This is a genomic window from Microbacterium sp. JAI119, assembly GCF_013410135.1.
GTDB classification, from domain to species: domain Bacteria; phylum Actinomycetota; class Actinomycetes; order Actinomycetales; family Microbacteriaceae; genus Microbacterium; species Microbacterium oxydans.
On sequence record NZ_JACCCK010000004.1, the window covers coordinates 74,701 to 91,607 of the forward strand.

General features: G+C 67.8%; 21 protein-coding genes. 8 read left to right on the forward strand and 13 right to left on the reverse strand.

From position 1 onward, the window contains the following. Positions 1-5: 5 nt before the first annotated feature. Together HDC31_RS16440 and rpsF are read right to left on the reverse strand one after the other, a co-directional pair. Positions 6-518 (reverse strand): single-stranded DNA-binding protein, encoded by a 513-nt coding sequence (locus HDC31_RS16440; RefSeq protein ID WP_045262453.1) that lies wholly within the window; start codon positions 516-518, stop codon positions 6-8. Between the two features lie 5 nt (positions 519-523). Then, a complete protein-coding gene (gene rpsF, locus HDC31_RS16445) occupies positions 524-892 on the reverse strand; it encodes a 30S ribosomal protein S6 (protein ID WP_021201450.1) in 369 nt (122 codons plus the stop codon). A gap of 255 nt (positions 893-1,147) precedes the next feature. On the opposite strand from rpsF, the gene HDC31_RS16450 reads away from it, so the two are divergent. Then, positions 1,148-1,852, forward strand: a complete 705-nt coding sequence (locus HDC31_RS16450) for a hypothetical protein (RefSeq protein WP_227751218.1) — start codon at positions 1,148-1,150, stop codon at positions 1,850-1,852. A 145-nt stretch (positions 1,853-1,997) separates the two neighbouring features. On the opposite strand, the gene HDC31_RS16455 is transcribed toward HDC31_RS16450, so the two are convergent. From HDC31_RS16455 to HDC31_RS16475, 5 genes are read right to left on the reverse strand one after another with little or no spacing between them, the layout of a single operon-like run. After that, on the reverse strand, positions 1,998-2,837 hold the full coding sequence (locus tag HDC31_RS16455) for an ABC transporter ATP-binding protein (RefSeq protein WP_113680742.1): 840 nt from the start codon (positions 2,835-2,837) through the stop codon (positions 1,998-2,000). Next, complete coding sequence (locus HDC31_RS16460; protein ID WP_046748523.1) at positions 2,830-3,651, reverse strand: ABC transporter ATP-binding protein; 822 nt, start codon at positions 3,649-3,651, stop codon at positions 2,830-2,832. The genes HDC31_RS16455 and HDC31_RS16460 overlap by 8 nt, the downstream gene beginning before the upstream one ends. Further along, positions 3,648-4,559: an ABC transporter permease gene (locus HDC31_RS16465; protein WP_017203805.1), complete on the reverse strand. Its 912-nt coding sequence runs from the start codon at positions 4,557-4,559 to the stop codon at positions 3,648-3,650. Before HDC31_RS16465 ends, HDC31_RS16460 begins: the two co-directional genes overlap by 4 nt. After that, positions 4,556-5,617 (reverse strand): ABC transporter permease, encoded by a 1,062-nt coding sequence (locus HDC31_RS16470; RefSeq protein ID WP_058631931.1) that lies wholly within the window; start codon positions 5,615-5,617, stop codon positions 4,556-4,558. The genes HDC31_RS16465 and HDC31_RS16470 overlap by 4 nt, the downstream gene beginning before the upstream one ends. An 11-nt stretch (positions 5,618-5,628) precedes the next feature. Further along, positions 5,629-7,212, reverse strand: a complete 1,584-nt coding sequence (locus tag HDC31_RS16475) for an ABC transporter substrate-binding protein (RefSeq protein WP_046748521.1) — start codon at positions 7,210-7,212, stop codon at positions 5,629-5,631. Positions 7,213-7,362: 150 nt separating this feature from the next. Between HDC31_RS16475 and HDC31_RS16480 the strand changes: the two genes are divergently transcribed. Continuing rightward, entirely contained in the window at positions 7,363-7,953 is a 591-nt protein-coding gene (locus HDC31_RS16480) for an Lrp/AsnC family transcriptional regulator (RefSeq protein WP_257022274.1), read from the forward strand. 25 nt (positions 7,954-7,978) lie between these two features. Here HDC31_RS16480 and HDC31_RS16485 read toward each other — a convergent pair whose 3' ends face one another. The 3 genes from HDC31_RS16485 to HDC31_RS16495 are packed head-to-tail and all read right to left on the reverse strand — an operon-like array spanning position 7,979 to position 9,974. Next, entirely contained in the window at positions 7,979-8,335 is a 357-nt protein-coding gene (locus tag HDC31_RS16485) for a hypothetical protein (protein ID WP_258546311.1), read from the reverse strand. Positions 8,336-8,358: 23 nt separating this feature from the next. After that, positions 8,359-8,964, reverse strand: a complete 606-nt coding sequence (locus HDC31_RS16490; protein WP_113680739.1) for a GNAT family N-acetyltransferase — start codon at positions 8,962-8,964, stop codon at positions 8,359-8,361. Continuing rightward, positions 8,961-9,974 carry a hypothetical protein gene (locus HDC31_RS16495; protein ID WP_113680738.1) on the reverse strand — a complete coding sequence of 338 codons (1,014 nt, stop codon included), beginning with the start codon at positions 9,972-9,974 and terminating at the stop codon, positions 8,961-8,963. The genes HDC31_RS16490 and HDC31_RS16495 overlap by 4 nt, the downstream gene beginning before the upstream one ends. Positions 9,975-10,057: 83 nt before the next feature. On the opposite strand from HDC31_RS16495, the gene HDC31_RS16500 reads away from it, so the two are divergent. Both HDC31_RS16500 and HDC31_RS16505 read left to right on the forward strand, forming a co-directional pair. Further along, positions 10,058-11,026, forward strand: coding sequence for a hypothetical protein (locus HDC31_RS16500; RefSeq protein ID WP_113680737.1), 969 nt, complete (start codon positions 10,058-10,060; stop codon positions 11,024-11,026). Between the two features lie 10 nt (positions 11,027-11,036). Beyond that, entirely contained in the window at positions 11,037-12,116 is a 1,080-nt protein-coding gene (locus HDC31_RS16505) for a hypothetical protein (protein WP_179516361.1), read from the forward strand. A gap of 242 nt (positions 12,117-12,358) precedes the next feature. Here HDC31_RS16505 and HDC31_RS16510 read toward each other — a convergent pair whose 3' ends face one another. Then, positions 12,359-12,976, reverse strand: coding sequence for a TetR/AcrR family transcriptional regulator (locus tag HDC31_RS16510; RefSeq protein ID WP_113680735.1), 618 nt, complete (start codon positions 12,974-12,976; stop codon positions 12,359-12,361). A gap of 75 nt (positions 12,977-13,051) precedes the next feature. On the opposite strand from HDC31_RS16510, the gene HDC31_RS16515 reads away from it, so the two are divergent. Together HDC31_RS16515 and HDC31_RS16520 are read left to right on the forward strand one after the other, a co-directional pair. Beyond that, positions 13,052-13,432 (forward strand): DUF1761 family protein, encoded by a 381-nt coding sequence (locus HDC31_RS16515; RefSeq protein ID WP_061018298.1) that lies wholly within the window; start codon positions 13,052-13,054, stop codon positions 13,430-13,432. A 17-nt stretch (positions 13,433-13,449) separates the two neighbouring features. Next, entirely contained in the window at positions 13,450-13,731 is a 282-nt protein-coding gene (locus HDC31_RS16520) for a DUF1905 domain-containing protein (protein WP_046748514.1), read from the forward strand. A 16-nt stretch (positions 13,732-13,747) separates the two neighbouring features. On the opposite strand, the gene HDC31_RS16525 is transcribed toward HDC31_RS16520, so the two are convergent. Next, complete coding sequence (locus HDC31_RS16525) at positions 13,748-14,251, reverse strand: GNAT family N-acetyltransferase (RefSeq protein ID WP_113680734.1); 504 nt, start codon at positions 14,249-14,251, stop codon at positions 13,748-13,750. Continuing rightward, complete coding sequence (locus tag HDC31_RS16530) at positions 14,244-14,528, reverse strand: DUF1778 domain-containing protein (RefSeq protein ID WP_113680745.1); 285 nt, start codon at positions 14,526-14,528, stop codon at positions 14,244-14,246. The genes HDC31_RS16525 and HDC31_RS16530 overlap by 8 nt, the downstream gene beginning before the upstream one ends. A gap of 115 nt (positions 14,529-14,643) precedes the next feature. On the opposite strand from HDC31_RS16530, the gene HDC31_RS16535 reads away from it, so the two are divergent. Then, positions 14,644-15,339: a DUF1684 domain-containing protein gene (locus HDC31_RS16535; RefSeq protein WP_061018294.1), complete on the forward strand. Its 696-nt coding sequence runs from the start codon at positions 14,644-14,646 to the stop codon at positions 15,337-15,339. A gap of 28 nt (positions 15,340-15,367) precedes the next feature. Continuing rightward, positions 15,368-16,864, forward strand: coding sequence for an ABC transporter substrate-binding protein (locus tag HDC31_RS16540; RefSeq protein ID WP_113680733.1), 1,497 nt, complete (start codon positions 15,368-15,370; stop codon positions 16,862-16,864). The last annotated feature ends 43 nt before the right edge of the window (positions 16,865-16,907 follow it).

Genomic DNA, 16,907 nt, shown 5'->3' on the forward strand with positions numbered 1-16,907 from the left:
TGTTTTCAGAACGGGGTGTCGTCGCCGAAGCTGCCCGGAGTGCTCCAGGCATCGGCACTGGTCGACGAGCCGGGCGTGGACCACGGCTCCTCCGACACCTGCTGCTGCGCGGGGCGAGACTGTCCACCGCCACCGCCGCCGGCACCGCCGGTCGAGGCCGCACGGGTGACCTGCGCGGTCGCGTACCGCAGCGAGGGGCCGATCTCGTCGACCTCCAGCTCGATCGCGGTGCGCTGGTTGCCCTCGCGGTCCTGGTAGGAGCGCTGACGCAGACGGCCCTGCGCGATGACGCGCATGCCCTTCGTCAGCGAACCTGCCACGTGCTCGGCGAACTCGCGCCAGACGGATGCACGGAGGAACAGCGCGTCGCCGTCCTTCCACTCATTCGCGGCACGGTCGAAGTTCCGAGGCGTCGATGCGATGGTGAAGTTCGCCACCGGCAGCCCGTTCTGCGTGTAGCGCAGCTCGGGGTCGGCCGTGAGGTTTCCCACCACGGTGATGACGGTTTCGCCGGCCATGAGACTTAGGCCTTCGCAGCCTTGGCGGCCTTGCGGGCAGCCTTCTCTTCGGAGCGCTTGGCCTCGGAAGCGATCATCGCCTGAGCCTCTTCAGCGCGGAGAACCTTGGTGCGCATGATCTGCTCGTTCAGCTTCAGCTGACGGTCGAGCTCCTGCGTGGCGGCGCTGGTCGCGGTGAAGTTGACGACGGCGTAGATGCCCTCGGTCTTCTTCTGGATCTCGTAGGCGAGACGGCGCTTGCCCCAGATGTCGACGTTCTCGATAGAGCCACCATCGTTGGTGATGACCTTCAGGAACTTGTCGAGCGTAGGTGCGACCTGGCGCTCGTCGATCTCGGGGGTCAGAATGACCATGAGTTCGTACTGGTGCGTCACTTACCCACCTCCTTCGGACTAGAACGGCTCTCGGGAATTTCCCGGGAGCAGGAGGGTGTGTGCACGTGCCCGCCTCTGGAATCCCGAATGGACGCCGCAAGGCAGACAACCTCGACAGTCTAGCGGAAGAGCGGTGCGGGCGCGAACAAGACCCCGACACAGCGGTCGGTGGTGACGGGAACTCCTGGGGTGTTTGGCATGCTGGAAAGAGTGCCCGATGACGGTCATCGGGCGTTCGACCAGAGGGGGGACGCGATGCGCGTCAACAAATGGGGGGTCGGCGTCGTGCTCGCCGCCGCCGTGCTGCTCACCGGATGCACCGGAAGCGGATCGGACTCGACCGCCGAGAAGAAGCCCAGTGCCGGAGCCTCGCAGGAGGCGGAAGCACCGCAGGCGGACTGCCCCGAGTTGAAGGAGGGCACGACCATCGACGGTGCCACCCTCGCGGAGTGCGTCACGGCCGCCATGACCGACACCGCCGGCTTCTCCGCGAAGATGACGACCCTGGGCATGGAGTCGACCACGCGCTACAACCCGGCCGACGACGCGGTCGAGACCACCACCACGTTCGGGTCGGTCATCGTGATCGGCGATGACGCGTGGGTCAAGTCCGCGACGGGCGAGTGGCAGGTCGCCGACGAGAACTCGACCGACCAGGAGATCAGCACGCTCAGCACGGCCGCGAAGGCCGTCGACGCGTCCGACCCGATGGGCGTGGCCGACACGCTGTCCGGCGAGTACACCGTCACCGGTAAAGGCACGCGTCTGGGCCAGGACGTGTTCCTCCTCACCGGCACCTCGGAGGCGCAGGGCACCAGCGTCGCGATGGTCTTCGAGGTCACGAGCGATTACGCGGTGCTCGCCGCCAACGCCTCCACCGAGGTCGAGGGCCAGAAGATCGAGAGCATCCAGGAAGTCACCGAGTGGGACGTGAAGCAGGACATCGTCGCACCACTCTGACATCCGCGCGCTCTGCTTCCGCAGGAGCTGCATCCGCAGGGCCGCAGGCGAAAACGGAGACGATCCCTTCTCAGCGCGGAGTGTCGCACCTCGACACTCCGCCCAAGGGAGGGGTCGTCTCCGTTTTCGCAGGAGGCACCGCGGGTCAGTACGCGACCGGGGGAACCTCCACCCACACGGTGCGGTCGTCGACCGTGGGGGCGGCGGGGATGCGCCCGGCGCCGTCGGGCTCGGGGATCGCCGCCAGGAGCGCCTGCGTATAAGGATGCCTCGGCGCGGCCCAGAGCTGATCCGTCGGACCCGACTCGAGCACGCGACCGCCGAACATCACGAACGTGCGGTCGGCGATGCGGCGCACCACGGCGAGGTCGTGCGAGATGAACAGCATGCCCGCGCCGGACTCGGCCACCAGGTCGCGCATCAGGCCGGCGACACTCGTCTGGGTCGACGCGTCGAGCGCCGAGATCGGCTCATCGGCCACGAGCAGCGAAGGCCGAGCCGCCAGCGCCCTCGCGATCGCGATGCGCTGCTTCTGCCCGCCCGAGAACTGGTGCGGGAAGCGGGTGCTCACATTCGTCGGCAGCCCGACGCGCTCGAGCCACTCCTCGACCGTGGACCCTTCGGCACCCCGCGCCTTGGCGGTGGCGATCCCGTCGGCGATCTGGTCACCGACCCGGCGCCGGGGGTTCAGCGAGGTCGCCGGGTCCTGGAACACCATCTGGATGCCGGTGAGCGCGAGCCCCCGCCGCCGGATGCCGAGCGGGGCGACCGGAGCATCCCGGAAGAGCACGGTCCCCGCGGCGATCTTCTCGATGCCGACCACGGCACGGGCGAGGCTGGACTTGCCGCTGCCGGACTCACCGACGAGGGCGACGGTCTCCCCCGCAGCCACACGGATCGACACGCCGTTCACGGCGATCACCGGCGGGTTGCCCGGGTAGCGCACGACCACGTCCTGCGCGTCGAGGACTGCGACCTCACTCATCTGCGGCCTGCCCTTCCGGTGCCTCATCGATGCGCGAACCCGGGAGGGCCGCGAGCAGCATGCGCGTGTACTCGTGCTGCGGATCGCGGAACAGGGTCTCGCGATCGGCGAGCTCCACGATCCGGCCGTCCTTCATCACGGCCACCGTGTCGGCGATCGCGCTCATCACGCCGAGGTCGTGCGTCACGAGGAGCACTGCCAGGTTCCGCTCCACGGCGAGGTCTCGCAGCAGCTGGAGGATCCCCGCCTGCACGGTCACGTCGAGCGCGGTGGTGGGCTCATCCGCCAGCAGCACCTCGGGGTCACAGGCGAGGGCGCAGGCGATCGCGATGCGCTGACGCTGGCCGCCGGAGAACTGGTGCGGATACCGTTTCAGCGCCTCCGTCGGATTGGGCACCTGCACGGTCTCGAGCAGTTCGACGGCGCGTGCCCGCGCCGCAGCACCCTTGAGCCCGAGGTGCACGCGCATGTGGTCGGTGAGTTGACGACCGACGGGCAGCTGCGGGTGCAGCGACGCCGACGGATCCTGAAACACCATGGCGATCCGCTTACCACGCACCGTGTTGAGGGAGCGGCGCTTCAGGCCCACCAGCTCCTCCCCCGCGAGCAGGATCGATCCCCCGACGCGCGCCTGACGCGGCAGCAGCCCGAGCACGGCGAGCGAGGTGAGGGTCTTGCCGGAACCGGACTCCCCGGCGAGGCCGTGGATGCGGCCGGCCTCGAGCTCGAGCGAGACGCCCTTCACGAGCGGGCGCCCGATGTCGATGGTCAGGTCACGGATGCTGAGGGACGAGTTTCCCTGCGCCGAGGTCATGCGGCCACTCCCGTCGCCGACGCCTTGTGCTCCGCCGCCTTCTCGTGCGTGATCTCGGCGGTCGGGTCGAGCACGTCGCGCATCGCATCTCCGAGGAAGTTGAACGCCAGCACCACCGTGAGGATCGCGAGGCCGGGGAAGACTCCGAGCCACCAGGCGTCGAAGTTCTGCATCGCTCCGGAGATCATCGACCCCCACTCGGCCGTCGGCGGTTGGGCGCCGAGGCCCAGGAAGGAGAGTCCCGAGAGGAGCAGGATCGCCGCACCGATGTCGAGCGTCGCGAGCACGAGAACCGGACCGGCGATGTTCGGGAGGATGTCGACGAACAGCGTGCGAGCCGGCGAGTGGCCGAGCAGGCGACCGGCGATCACGTAGTTCTGCCCGCGCAGGCCCAGCACGATGCTGCGGGTGACGCGGGAGTACTGCGGCCACGACACCACGATCGCCGCGATCACGGCGTTGAACAGCGACGGCCCGAGGGAGGCGGCCACCACCATCGCGAGGATCACGGTCGGGAACGCCATGAACAGATCGGTGATGCGCATGAGGGTCTCGTCGACCCAGCCGCCGAAGTATCCGGCGAGCGCACCGATGAGCGTGCCGATGATCATGGCCGCGATCACGAGCATGAGCGCGAGCGGCAGGCTCACGGTCGCACCGGTCATCAGACGCGAGAAGATGTCGCGGCCGTTGCCGTCGGTGCCGAGAAGCGTGTCGATGCCCGGCGCCTGCAGTCGAGGGAGCACCTGCGCGTTCGGCGGGTACGGCACCCACCACTGCGCGGTGAAGGCGACGATGATCCACGCACCGGCGATCACGGTGCCGATGATGCCGAGCGGGGTGCGCCAGGCACGCGGCCAGCGGAAACGGAAGCGTCCGGCAGGGGTCGCTGCAGCGATGCGGCTCATGCGATCCTCACTCTCGGGTCGAGCACGCCGTAGAGCAGGTCGACGATGAAGTTGATGAGGAGGTAGATGACGCCGACCACGAGACCGACGCCCATGATGCCGGGCAGGTCGAGGTTCGCGGCGGAGTTGTAGGCGTAGGTTCCCAGGCCCGGCCACGCGAAGACCGACTCGACGAGCACCGTGCCGGAGAGCAGGGCACCGAATGCGACGCCGACAACCGTGAGGATCGGCAGCGAGGCTCCGCGCAGCACATAGTCGAGGATGACGCGCATGGCCGGGAGTCCCTTGGCGCGGGCGGCTCGCACGTAGTCGCTGCCGAGCACCTCGAGCACCGAGGTGCGGATGAAGCGGGTCAGCAGGCCGATGGTCACGAGCGAGAGCACCATGACCGGGAGGGCGAGGTGCGCAAGGGCATCGAAGAAGCCGACCGCGTCGCCGTTCAAGAGGTAGTCGACGGTGTAGAGCCCGGTCACGCGCGGGGGTGGCGTGATCGACGGCGAGATGCGGCCGGAGCCCGGCGCGATGCGCAGCTCGAGGAAGAACACATAGAAGCTGACCAGTGCCAGCCAGAAGGTCGGCACGCTCAGGCCGACGAGCGTCACGACGCGGATGACCTGGTCGGTGACGAGTCCGCGGCGGTAGGCCGCAAGCGTGCCGAGCACGATGCTGACCGCGAGGCTGACGATGATCGCCCCGATCGCGATCTCGATCGTCGCGGGAACGGCGGTGGCGAGGTCGCTGGTGACCGGGCGTCCGGTCACCAGCGACGTGCCGAGGTCCCCGCGAAGCAGGTTCCCCATGTAGATGAAGTACTGCACGAACAGTGGCTGGTCGAGTCCGTTCGCCTTGATGAACGCCTCGCGCGTCGCGGGGTTCTGCGACGCGCCCTCACCGAGCGCTGCCGAGACCGGGTCTCCCGGCACCAGGTTGGTGAGCGCGAAGGTGACGATCGTCACGCCCACCAGCAGGAGCAGGGAGGTGCCGGCCCGCCGCAGCAGGTACCCGACGAGAGGCGAGCGGCGCCGCTGCGCCTGCCTCTGCACGGCCACTGTCGTCATGAGTCGTCCGATCAGCCGGCGGGCGTGATCTCGGCGATGTCCATCTCCCACACGGAGTTGTACACGGCGCCCTTCACGCTGTCGGCAGACGAGATGTTGCGACCGGGGACGATGAGCGGGACGAAGGGACCCTCGGCCTGCATCGCCTCGGCGAACGCGGTGAACGCGGACGTGCGCTGCTCGGAGTCGGTCGCTGCGGCAGCACCGGCGGCGATGCCCGCGATCTCCGGGTTGGCCTCGGCCGCCCAGCCGGCACGGAGGCCGACCTTCAGACCCGGAGCGAAGGGCAGGAAGTTCGCCGAGTCGGCGTAGTCCGGCCCCCAGAACCACAGGCCGAAGCCCTCGGTGCCGTTGACGTAGGCGTCGAGCTCGGTCGCGAACGGCGCGGGGGCGAGGTCGACCGTGATGCCGGCGTCTTCGAGCTGGGCCTGCACGCGCTCGGCGAGGGGGGTGAACTCCACGCCGCCGACCGGGTAGTCGTTCGGGAACTGCAGCTTGAGCGTCTGCCCCGTGTATCCGGCCTCGGCGAGTGCGGCCTTGGCCTTGGTGAGGTCCTGCTTCACACCGCTGTCGAGCGCGCCCTCGAACCCGGGAGGGATGACGCCGGTCGCCTGGACGGAGCCGGCACCTGCCAGCTCCAGCAGTGCGTCGTAGTCGAGTGCGTAGCGGATCGCCTCGGCGATCTTGACGTTCGCCAGGTCGCCGCCGGCGGCACCCTGGTTCAGCAGCAGGAAGATGGTCTGACCGGAAGGAACGGAGTCGACGGTGATGTCGTCGCCGAGACCGGCGACCTGGTCGCCGTTCAGGTCCATCGCGACCATCGAGTCGCCGCCCTTGAGGTTGGCGAGCTGCGTCGCGCTCTCGGAGACGTTGCGCACGACGACGCGCTTGTAGTCCGTCGCCTCGTCGCCGTTGTACTCGTCGTTCTTGGTGAGCACGACCTGCGAGCTGAGGTCGAGGGTGTCGAGCACGAACGGTCCGGAGCCGGCGGATGCGCCGTCGAGGAACTTCTGCGCCGAGTCGGTGCCGTCGGTCGCGCCGCCGTTCTCGATCACGACATCGGAGTTGACGATGCCGAGTGCCGGGTTCGCGAGGATCGCGGGCAGCTGCAGCAGCGGGGTCTCGGACGTGAACTGGATCGTCTTGTCGTCGACCTCGGTGATGGTCAGGCCGCCGAGGAGGAAGTTGGGCTTGGCGTCTTCCATGCCCTGGATGCGCTGCAGCGAGAACACGACGTCCTTCGCCTCGATGGGCGAGCCGTCGGAGAAGACGCGGTCACCTTCGAGGGTGAAGGTGAACTCGGTCGCCTCGTCGTTCTGCTCCCACGACGCGAGGCCCGGAACCGGGGTGGAGACGTCGGAGCCCTCGAAGTCGACGAGGGTCTCGTAGAGCGCCTTGGCGATCATGTTGCCGGTCGGGTCGTAGGTGTGACCCGGGTCGGTGGTCTCGATCGAGAACGCGGTGTCGATGACGAGGGAGTCGGAGCTCCCGGAAGACCCGCCGTTGTTCGCCGAGTTCCCTCCCGAGCAACCTGCGAGCGCGAGGAGCGCGACGGCTCCGAGCGCGATGACCGGCGTGATACGGCGTGACGACATGAGGGCCTCCAAGGGCGAGGAGTACATTCGGGTGAGCCGCCACCGATGTGGACGACCGTGGATCAGATTCGCATCATATGCGACGATGTGTCCAGCAAGAGCGGGTCACCTCGGCACGCTCTGTCCAGAACCTCGATTGTGGGTAACAATATGTCCAGCAAGAATGCGGAAGAGTCGAAGCATTCTGGACGAAGTGCCGCGCCCTTGGACGAGACGGCGTACAGAATCCTCGAAGTGCTCCGTGATAACGGTCGTGTCTCGATCGCCGCCCTCGCCGACAAGGTCGGCATCTCTCGCGCGAACGCCTACACCCGCGTCGAGTCGCTCGTGCACGACGGGGTGATCACCGGCTTCAGTGCCCGCGTGGATCAGGCGAAGGCCGGGCTGTCGATCGGGGCGCTCGTGTTCGTCACGGTGATGCCGCAGGCGTGGGCGTCGTTCCGCGAACGCGTGACGGAGATGCCGGACGTCGAATGGTGCGCCATCACGACGGGCGAGCACGATGCGATGCTCCTCATCCGGGCCGTCGATGTCAGCGGCGTGCACGAGTTCTCCACCGGGGTGATCGCCCAGCTGCCCGAGGTGCGTACGGTGGTCAGCGTCGTCGTGCTCGACGAGGTGATCCGCCGCCCCTACCTGCTGCCGGGCGACCTTCCGGAACGGAGCAGCGTCACCGCACCGCTCGGGATGACACGGTGGACGCCGGCTTCCCCTGGTCGCGACGCACTACCGCCGCGCTGAGCTTCGTATCGGTCGCCGGATCTCCTCAGGCGGAGAGCTCCTCGCACACGCTGAGCTGCGGGAGTCCGTGCATCTCATAGTGCTCCACGAGACGGATGCCACCGCCGTCTGTCAGTTCCAGTTCACTCTCGCCGTCGCCAGTCACGACCGTGCCGTCGCTCTTGAGCACATGGACGAACGACACCCAGATCGTGTCGCCGGTGCGGGTGCCGACGAACTTGCCGAAGGTGACCGTGTCACCCTCGTACCCGCCCCAGATCGCACCGTCGCGCTCGAAGTACTCGAAGATGCTCGGGGATTCGGGATCGACCGCAGAGGTCGTGGACGACACCATCCGGAATCGGCGGCCGTCGAGGGATGGGAGGGTTGCAGTCGCAGTCACATCCTCGATTATGGAGGATGCCGTCAGTCGTCGGCCGCCGCGGAGCGCCCGCGCCACTCGTGCTCGAGCAGCGCGTAGACGAGCAGTGTGGTCCATTCGCCCTTGAACCACTCGCTCTCCACCAGCCGTGCCTCGCGGCGGAATCCGAGCCTTTCGGCCACTCGCGCGGATGAGAGGTTGCGCTCGTCCATCCGCGCGACGATACGGTGCAGGCCGAGCCCGTCGAAGCCGAGGGCGAGCAGGGCGCTGACTGCTTCGGTCGCGTAGCCGCGCCCCGCAGCGCGCGGGTCGAAGATGTACCCGACCTCGCCGGCTCGGTCGGCCTCGCTGCGCCAGAACAGCACGACGTCTCCGATGAGCGATCCTGTGTCACGCTCCTCGACCGCGAGACACACGGCATCGCCCTCGGCCGCGAATCGCGTGTTCGCCCAAATGGTGGCGATGCGCTCCTCGACGTCGGCGAACTGCAGCGGCGGGTAGGGCACGTAGCGCACGGCGTCCGGATCCGACTTGTACGCGTGCATCGCGACCGCATCCCCGGGTGTGATCGGGCGGAGGATCAAGCGCTCGGTGACGATCGGGTACCCGGGGTCGTTCCCCACCAGCGGCACGGTCGATCCGGTCGTCATTCGAGGTCCAAGGAGAGTAGACCGGGCACCTGGGCGGTCCTGGCACGCACCACGAACAGCAGGTCGTCGTACTCCGGCACCATCTCCACGCGAGAGGACGCCAGCAGGTGGGTGGTGGTGCCGCCGCCCGTTCGCTGCAGTCGGAGCCTTCTCACCGGATAGGCGGGCGGAGTGAGCCAGACGCGCTCGAGTTGCGCGTACGGGGTGTCGACGTGGTCGATCCGGATGCCCTGGACACCGACCGAGACCTGTGTGGGGATCGAACGCACCACACGTCGGCGCTGCAGCGCTGCGATGCCGAACCCGACGGCGGCGAGCGCGGCGAACGGCGCGAGCAGGATGAGGGCGGAGAGCTCGCCGTCGAGGAATCCGGGAACGGCGGCGAGCAGGCCCACACCGACCGCGACCACGAGGAAGACGACCGCGGCGATCGTGATCCGCGTAGCGAGGCGCCGCTCACCGGTGCCGTCGACGGTGAACTGCGTCGGCAGCTGCGAAACCGCCCGCGCCGCAGCGACCGGATCGTCGAAGACGGGCAACGCGATCGGATTCAGTGTCGCCATGAGCTCGTTGAACATCGTCCGCGAGTACCCCGGCAGCTCGATCGTGATCTCACGGCCGCCCGTCTGCACGATCAGGGCGCGCGTCGTACCGCTCGGGAGTCCGTTGGTCCGATGCTCGGTGATCTTGGAACGGAACTGCGTCGACGCGCGCGCGAACGTCTCGCGGCTGCCGGCTTTCCCGATCTCGACCGCATCGGGGCGCACGACGATCCGGATGTTGCGGAACCAGAAGAACCCGGCGAACACCGCGACCGTCAGGGCGATCGCCACCACGAGCACCACCACGCCACGGGTGGAGATGCTCATGGTGCCCGGCAGGAACTTCGGCAGCACGAAGAGCGTCGCCGCCGACAGTGCAGCGGAGAGCAGGATCGCCCCGACGGCTGAGCGCAGCGGGTCCCGGCGGAACACCCGTTCACCAGACACCGCTTCAACCTGATTCAGCATTTCGAACCCTCCCCCACGGCGGTCACCCCGCCTGGCGCGACTCCTACCGTAGTGGGCAGCAGTACGCCAGGTAGCGTGGTGGCATGGAGTGGATAGCCGATCCCTCGGCGGGGTCATGGCTGCGTGAGCGGCTCGATGCGGGTTACGCGACCATGCACGGCGTGGTGCCTCGCGGGTATCCGGCATATGCGCGCATCTTCCATCCCGCCATCGTCAGATCGCTGCCCGGACGAGCGGTTCCGACGGCCGAAGAGCTGGTGCGCACGCCCGAGTCGGAGCAGCACGCTCTCATGGCCGAATTCGTCGATGAGCAGATCTCGTGGGCTGAGACGGCAGCGGCGTTCGGCACGATCCTGCATCCGCTCGCGCAGTGGCAGCGGCTGGTGCGCACCCCGCCCGACAGCGACTGGCGCACGAGGATGGCCCCCGACGGTCGCGAGTTCACCGCCCCGATGGAGGGCGAGCTGGAACCCGCGCACCTGGCAGCCATCGCCGCGCACCTCGCGGACCACACGCAGACCCCCGACTCCGGTTTCGCCGCGCTGTGGGAAGGACGAGGGGGACTGCTCGGCTTCTTCGGCATCACCCCGTCTCGGTCGTTCCTGACCTTCACGGACGACCCGAACCACCAGGCGATGCTCGATCGCAGCGCACGCGACCCGTTCAACAACGTCTTCCGCAGACCCACCTGGCAGGAGGGCATCCTGTCGAGGGAGATCTCCGAAGGTCCGCGGTTCGAGCTGCCCGGTCGCGATCACGTGCTGTTCTCCGCGCCTCCGCGCGCTTTCGCCGACCCCGAGTGGGTGCTGCACGTGCCGTGGCGTGATCGCCCTGCCGAGGAGCACGGGTTCCCGCCCTCGGCGCAGAGCCCGAGCCTGCTGTGGCCGGAGGACCGCTCCTGGGTCATGGTCAGCGAGGTCGACTTCGACTCCACGATCGTGGCCGGCTCCCCCGCACTGGTCGAGGCGCTCTGCGCAGACGAGCGGCTGGAAGCCCTCCCCATCCCGGAAGGCGCCGACCTCACCTGGGGCGCCGACACGGTGAACAGCTGAGCGCCCGCCGATGAGCTTCGACGCCCGCCCCCTCACCGACCCCGTCGATCCCGCGAAGGTGCGTGCCTTCGCGGCCGAGCTCCGTTCCCGACCCACCGGGGGACCTTCGGCCTCCACGATCATCGGGATCGTCGCCATCGCGATCGCCGCGGTCGTCCTGATCCCGACCCTCGTCGGCGTGGTGCTGAGCCTGGCGTCGTTCGGCGAGTCTCCCGCCGCCGCGGCGATCCCCCTCGTGCTGATCGCGCTGCTCCTGGCCGCGGTCGGGGTGATGATCTGGATGAGCGTCCGCAACGCGCGGGTGCGGCGGTACCGGCTGCACGGCTTCGCCGAGGCGAACGGCATGACCTATGAGCCGAAGGTCGCCGACCCGCCACTGCCCGGCATGATCTTCCACCTGGGGCGCGCACGGCAGGCGACTGATCTGATCAGGAGCGCCAGGCCGCGATTCGTCGAGTTCGGCAACTACCAGTACACGGTGCAGTCGGGGAAGAACTCCACGACCTATCGCTGGGGGTACGTGGCCGTGAAGCTCGATGTGCCGCTGCCCAACATCGTGCTCGACGCCAAGGGCAACAACGGATTCGGATCGAATCTGCCAGCGTCGTTCCAAAAGAGCCAACGGCTGTCGCTCGAAGGCGACTTCGACGAGCACTTCACGCTCTACTGCCCCCGCGGATACGAACGCGATGCGCTGTACCTGTTCACGCCCGACATCATGGCGCGGTTCATCGACAACGCCGCAGAGCTCGACGTGGAGATCGTCGACGACTGGCTGTTCCTGTACACGCAGCGCAAGGTCGCGACCCTCGACCCCGCCACCTGGGCCTGGTTGTTCGGCACCGTCGGAGCACTGCTGACGAAGTTCGATCAGTGGGCGCGGTGGCGCGACGAACGCCTCGCGGCCGAGACAGCGGCCACGGCGCTGCCGTCGACGCCCGCACTCCCGTTCGCCCCGCCTGCGGGCATGCTCACCCCACCACCGGGCGTCGCACCGCAGGGCCGTCGCCTGAAGCGGGGAGGGACGTGGATACCCTTCATCGTCCTGGTCGCGATCGTCGGGTTCTGGATCCTGAGCAGACTGAACTGAGCTATCGCGCCGGAGCGGCGGTGGCGGAGAGCCCGAGTGTGGGGGTGGGTGCCGGCTGGGGACCGAGCTCCCACCCCATCCCCCCTCGGGATCGAAAAGAGATCCGCTCTCCCTCCGCATGACGGCTGAGCCGCCCCGCCCACGGTCAGCTGGGGACTGACGCTGCTGGGCGTATGCCCAAATGGTATACCGGCAGAGGTTGCAATATGTTGCGACTGAGACTCGACGTACCTGGCTCCGAGCTAGCGACGATCGTAGGCGGTCAAGAACAGGTCGACGGCCCTGGTCACCGGCTGCGCAGCGCCCTCCCCACCGAGAAGCCCGGCGTTCAGCGGCGCACCGACGACCAGCCAGGTGAACTCGCTCGCGAGGGCTTCCGCATCGTCGACGACCAGTCCGTGCGTATCGGAGAGTTCGGTCATCGCCTCAGCGAGCTTGCGGATGTTGGTGTCCCAGCTCTGCGCCAGGTAATCTCGCGCGACCTCGGGATGAGCGGGGGCCTCAGCGATCACGAGGCGACGCATCGCCATGACCGGAGCGCTCAGCATTCCGGCGCGCATGGTCTCACCGAGCGTCACGAGCCCCGCCCGGATGTCGGGGTTCGCCTTCAGCGCTTCGAGAGCGGGTCGCATGGCGTCTCGCCCCGCGAGCGCCCAGTGTCGTACGACAGCCGCGTACAGAGCGGACTTCGAGTCGTGCTCCCGGTACAGCGACGCCTTCGAGATGCGCGCTCGCCTCGCCACCTCGTCCATGGACGCCCCGGCGTACCCGAATTCGAGGAAGACATCGCGGGCGGTGTCGAGCAGGGCATCACCGGTGAGACCGGCAGGGCGCCCTGGGGTTCGAGGCGTCGTAGTCACGCCTGAGAGTTTAGTACTTGACAGTTCCGCGCTGCGGATCTACTTTGAGTACCAGCAAGTACTAAAGGAGTCGACATGATCATTCTGGCCGTCGCCCTCGCCACGCTGGCATCGTTCATCGCCAGCGCCGCGCTGTACGCCCTGCCCCCGGTCTCGGCCGCCATCTCACGGACGAGCACACCCCGACCGGGCCTTCCGGTCGTCGCGCAGATGGCATCCGTCGTGCTTCGCAGCCTCATCGCCTCGTGCCTCGTGGCCGGTCTGATGCTCGCGGCCGGGTGGCACGGCATCGGCACCGGGGCCCTCCTCGGGCTGGCTTTGAGCGCGCTCCCCCTCACCCTGCTCATGGGCGGTGTCGTACACGAGGGCACCGCACCCTCTGCGGCGGGCATCCACCTGCTCGATTGGACCCTCAAACTCGTCATCATCGGGGCGATCGTCGGATCGTTCCTCTGATCCAGAAGGAGACTGCCATGCCCACGCCACTCGACATCACGTTCACCGCCACCCTCGGAAAGGTGCGCGAAGGCGATACCTGGACCTGCGTGCAACTCGGCGACTCCGCGACGATCTTCGGCACGCGCGGACTCGTGAAGGTCGCCGGCACCGTCGACGGCGAGCCTTTCCGGGGAGCTTTCATGGCGCTCGGCGACGGGACGCACAAGCTCCCGATCGCGGCCGCGATCCGCAAGCGCATCGGCAAGAGCGACGGCGACGAGGTGACGGTGCATCTCACCGAGCGCCTCAACGGGTGAGGTCTCTCCACTCGCCTCAGATGGCGAGGGTCGCGCGCGCGTCCTTGACAAGGAGGAAGAGCGTGCGCCGGGCCTCCGGGAATGTCGTGAAGCCGAACCTCTCGTAGAACGGCACGATCTCGTCGTTGATCGCGTGCACGAGGATCGCCCGGACGCCGATCGCCTCCGCGGCCTCGAGCGCCCGCATGGTCGCGTGTTGCAGAAGCGAGGAGCCGAGCCCGCGGCCCGCATACTCGAGGTCTACCGCCAGACGCCCGAGCAGCACGATGGGGATCGACGCGGGCATACCTGCGGCGAGTGGCGGCGGTCCGTCTGCGCGGTCGATGGCACTGGAAGACAGGCAGTAGTAGCCAGCCACTCCCCCTTCCCGCGTGGCGGAGACCATTGTGCGCGATGCCCCGCGCTTCTCGTTCGAGCGCGCCCGGCCCCGCAGCCAGATATCGAGGCTCTCCTCGCCGCAACGGAATTCCGACAGCCGGTCACCGGCAGCGAGCGGTCGCGGAGTCAGGAAGTCAGTCAACGAAGACGGTTTCGCGTCGCAGCAGTTCGCGCAGACCATCGATGGAACGCGCAGGACGCTCCATGACTTCGATGAAGGCCTCGAACCGTACAGCGTCGACCTGCGATCGGCGTTCGCGCTCGATGACCTCCTGCGCGCGCTCCACGAGCGCAGACGCGGAGAAGTCCGTCACCGTGCGACCCTCGATCGCGGCCGCTTCCTCGATCGCCGCTTTCTGATCCGCCGTGACGCGGAATTCCAGCCGGGCGCTCTTGAGCGGAGATGCAGATGCGGTCATGGGATCAGTGTACGGCAGATCTCCGTACACTGGGCATCTCCCGCGACCACACCCGCGTTACCCCGAGTGACGTGCCCGACCCCACCGCGTTCTGCATGCAAGAGAATTGAAAGTGATGTCTGAACGCGAAGATCACACCCACTGGCAGGCCGAGCGCCGCACCGCCGTCACGTCCGCGACCGGCAACCTCGCCCTGGTCGAGACCCGTTGGACCGGGGAGCGCCCCGACCTCGACGCCGAACAGCGCGCCGCGGCCGACACGGTCACCGTGACGCCGATCGAGCGCACGAACATCGAGACCGGCGTGGCCGAGCACGGACTGCGCGTCTGGGACGCCGACTCCCCCGCCATCCGCGCCTTCGACCGCATCGACACCTACGAGTACGACCCGGCATGGGTGCTCGAAGGACACTTCACCCCGGTCTCCGGCGAACGCAGGGTGTCGTTCGAGCACATCCGCGACAACGGCGGCACGCGCGACCTGGTCGTCCCCGGCGACATCCGCCTCGAGCTCGACGGCCACGAGTACACCCTCGCCGCCTTCGACGACGGCGGCACGCTGCTGCTCGTGTTCGGCGACCAGACCAACGGATCGGAGACCTACGGATCCGGGCGCTTCCTGTTCGTCGAGCTGCGTGACGACGAAGGCTCCGTCGTCCTCGACTTCAACCGCGCTTTCGTGCCTCCCTGCGGCTTCAGCGCCCAGTACAACTGCCCGCTCCCGCCGGCATCCAACCGCTTCCCCCTGCCTATCCGAGCAGGCGAGAAGAACGTCGTTTTCCGCGACGGCTTCGACATCTACGCGGCGTGACGCCGCACCCGCTCACCCTGGAGTACTCATGAGAAGAACCCGCATCCTCGGCGCGCTCGGCGCCGTCGCCACGCTCGCCCTCGTGGCCGGCTGCGCGTCCGGCGCGAACGACGACGGCACCGCGAGCGAAGACGCCACGATCTTCATCGGTTCGCTGTACGAGCCCACCAACCTCAGCAACACCCAGGGCGGCGGCCAGGGCGTGACCGAAGCGCTGACCGGAAACGTCTACGAAGGCCTGTACCGGCTGACCGACGACGGCGAGGTCGAGCCGCTCCTCGCCGAAGATGCCCAGGTGTCCGACGACGGCCTGACGTACACGATCACCCTGCGCGACGACGTGACCTTCCACTCCGGCGACCCGCTCACCTCCGCCGACGTGAAGTCGAGCATCGAGGCCGTCACCGCCGAGGACTCGGTCTCCGCCCGCAAGTCGAGCTTCAAGACGATCTCCGACATCGCGACCCCCGATGACAAGACGGTCGTGTTCACGCTCTCGCAGCGATCGATCTCGTTCCTGTACAACCTCAGCTACGTCTGGATCGTGAACGACGAGGCCGGCGACATCACGAGCACCGAAGACGGCACCGGCCCCTACACGCTCGACGAGTGGAAGAAGGGCTCGACCCTCACGCTCGAGCGCTGGGACGACTACTGGGGCGACCCGGCCAAGAACGCGGAGGTCGTCTACACGTACTTCACCGACGCGACGGCCGAGAACAACGCCCTCGTCACCGGCGAGATCGACGTCATCACCAGCGTGCAGAGTCCCGATTCGCTCACGCAGTTCGACTCCGACGACTACGTCGTCAGCGAGGGCACCTCCACGACGAAGGAGCTGCTCGCCTTCAACGACCGCGTCGCCCCCTTCGACAACACTCTCGTGCGCAAGGCCATCTACTCCGCGATCGACACGAAGAAGCTCCTCGAGTCGATCTGGGGCGACTACGGCACGTTGATTGGCTCGATGGTGCCGCCCACCGACCCCTGGTACGAGGACCTCACGCAGGTCAACCCGTACGACGTCGAGCTCTCGAAGAAGCTCCTCGCGGAGGCGGGCTACGCCGACGGGTTCACCTTCACCCTCGACACCCCGAGCTACGACCCGCACCCCGCCGTCGCGGAGTTCCTGCAGTCGCAGCTCGCCGAGGTCGGCATCACGGTCGAGATCAACACGATCAGCGCCGACGAGTGGTACACGAAGGTCTTCAAGGAGCAGGACTTCCAGGCGACGCTGCAGGAGCACGTGAACGACCGCGATGTGGTCTGGTACGGCAACCCCGACTTCTACTGGGGCTACAACGACGCCGACGTGCAGAAGTGGGTCGCCGACGCCGAGCAGGCAGCCACGACGGATGAGCAGACCGCCCTGCTCAAGCAGGTCAACGAGAAGATCGCCGCTGATGCCGCGAGCGTATGGTTGTACCTGTACCCGCAGATCGTGGTCGCCTCCAGCGACCTCAGCGGCTACCCCGTCAACGGCCTGAACTCGCAGTTCTTCGCCTACGACATCGTCAAGTCCTGACGTGCGTGGGGGATGCCGCGCGTCGGCATCCCCCACGTCATCC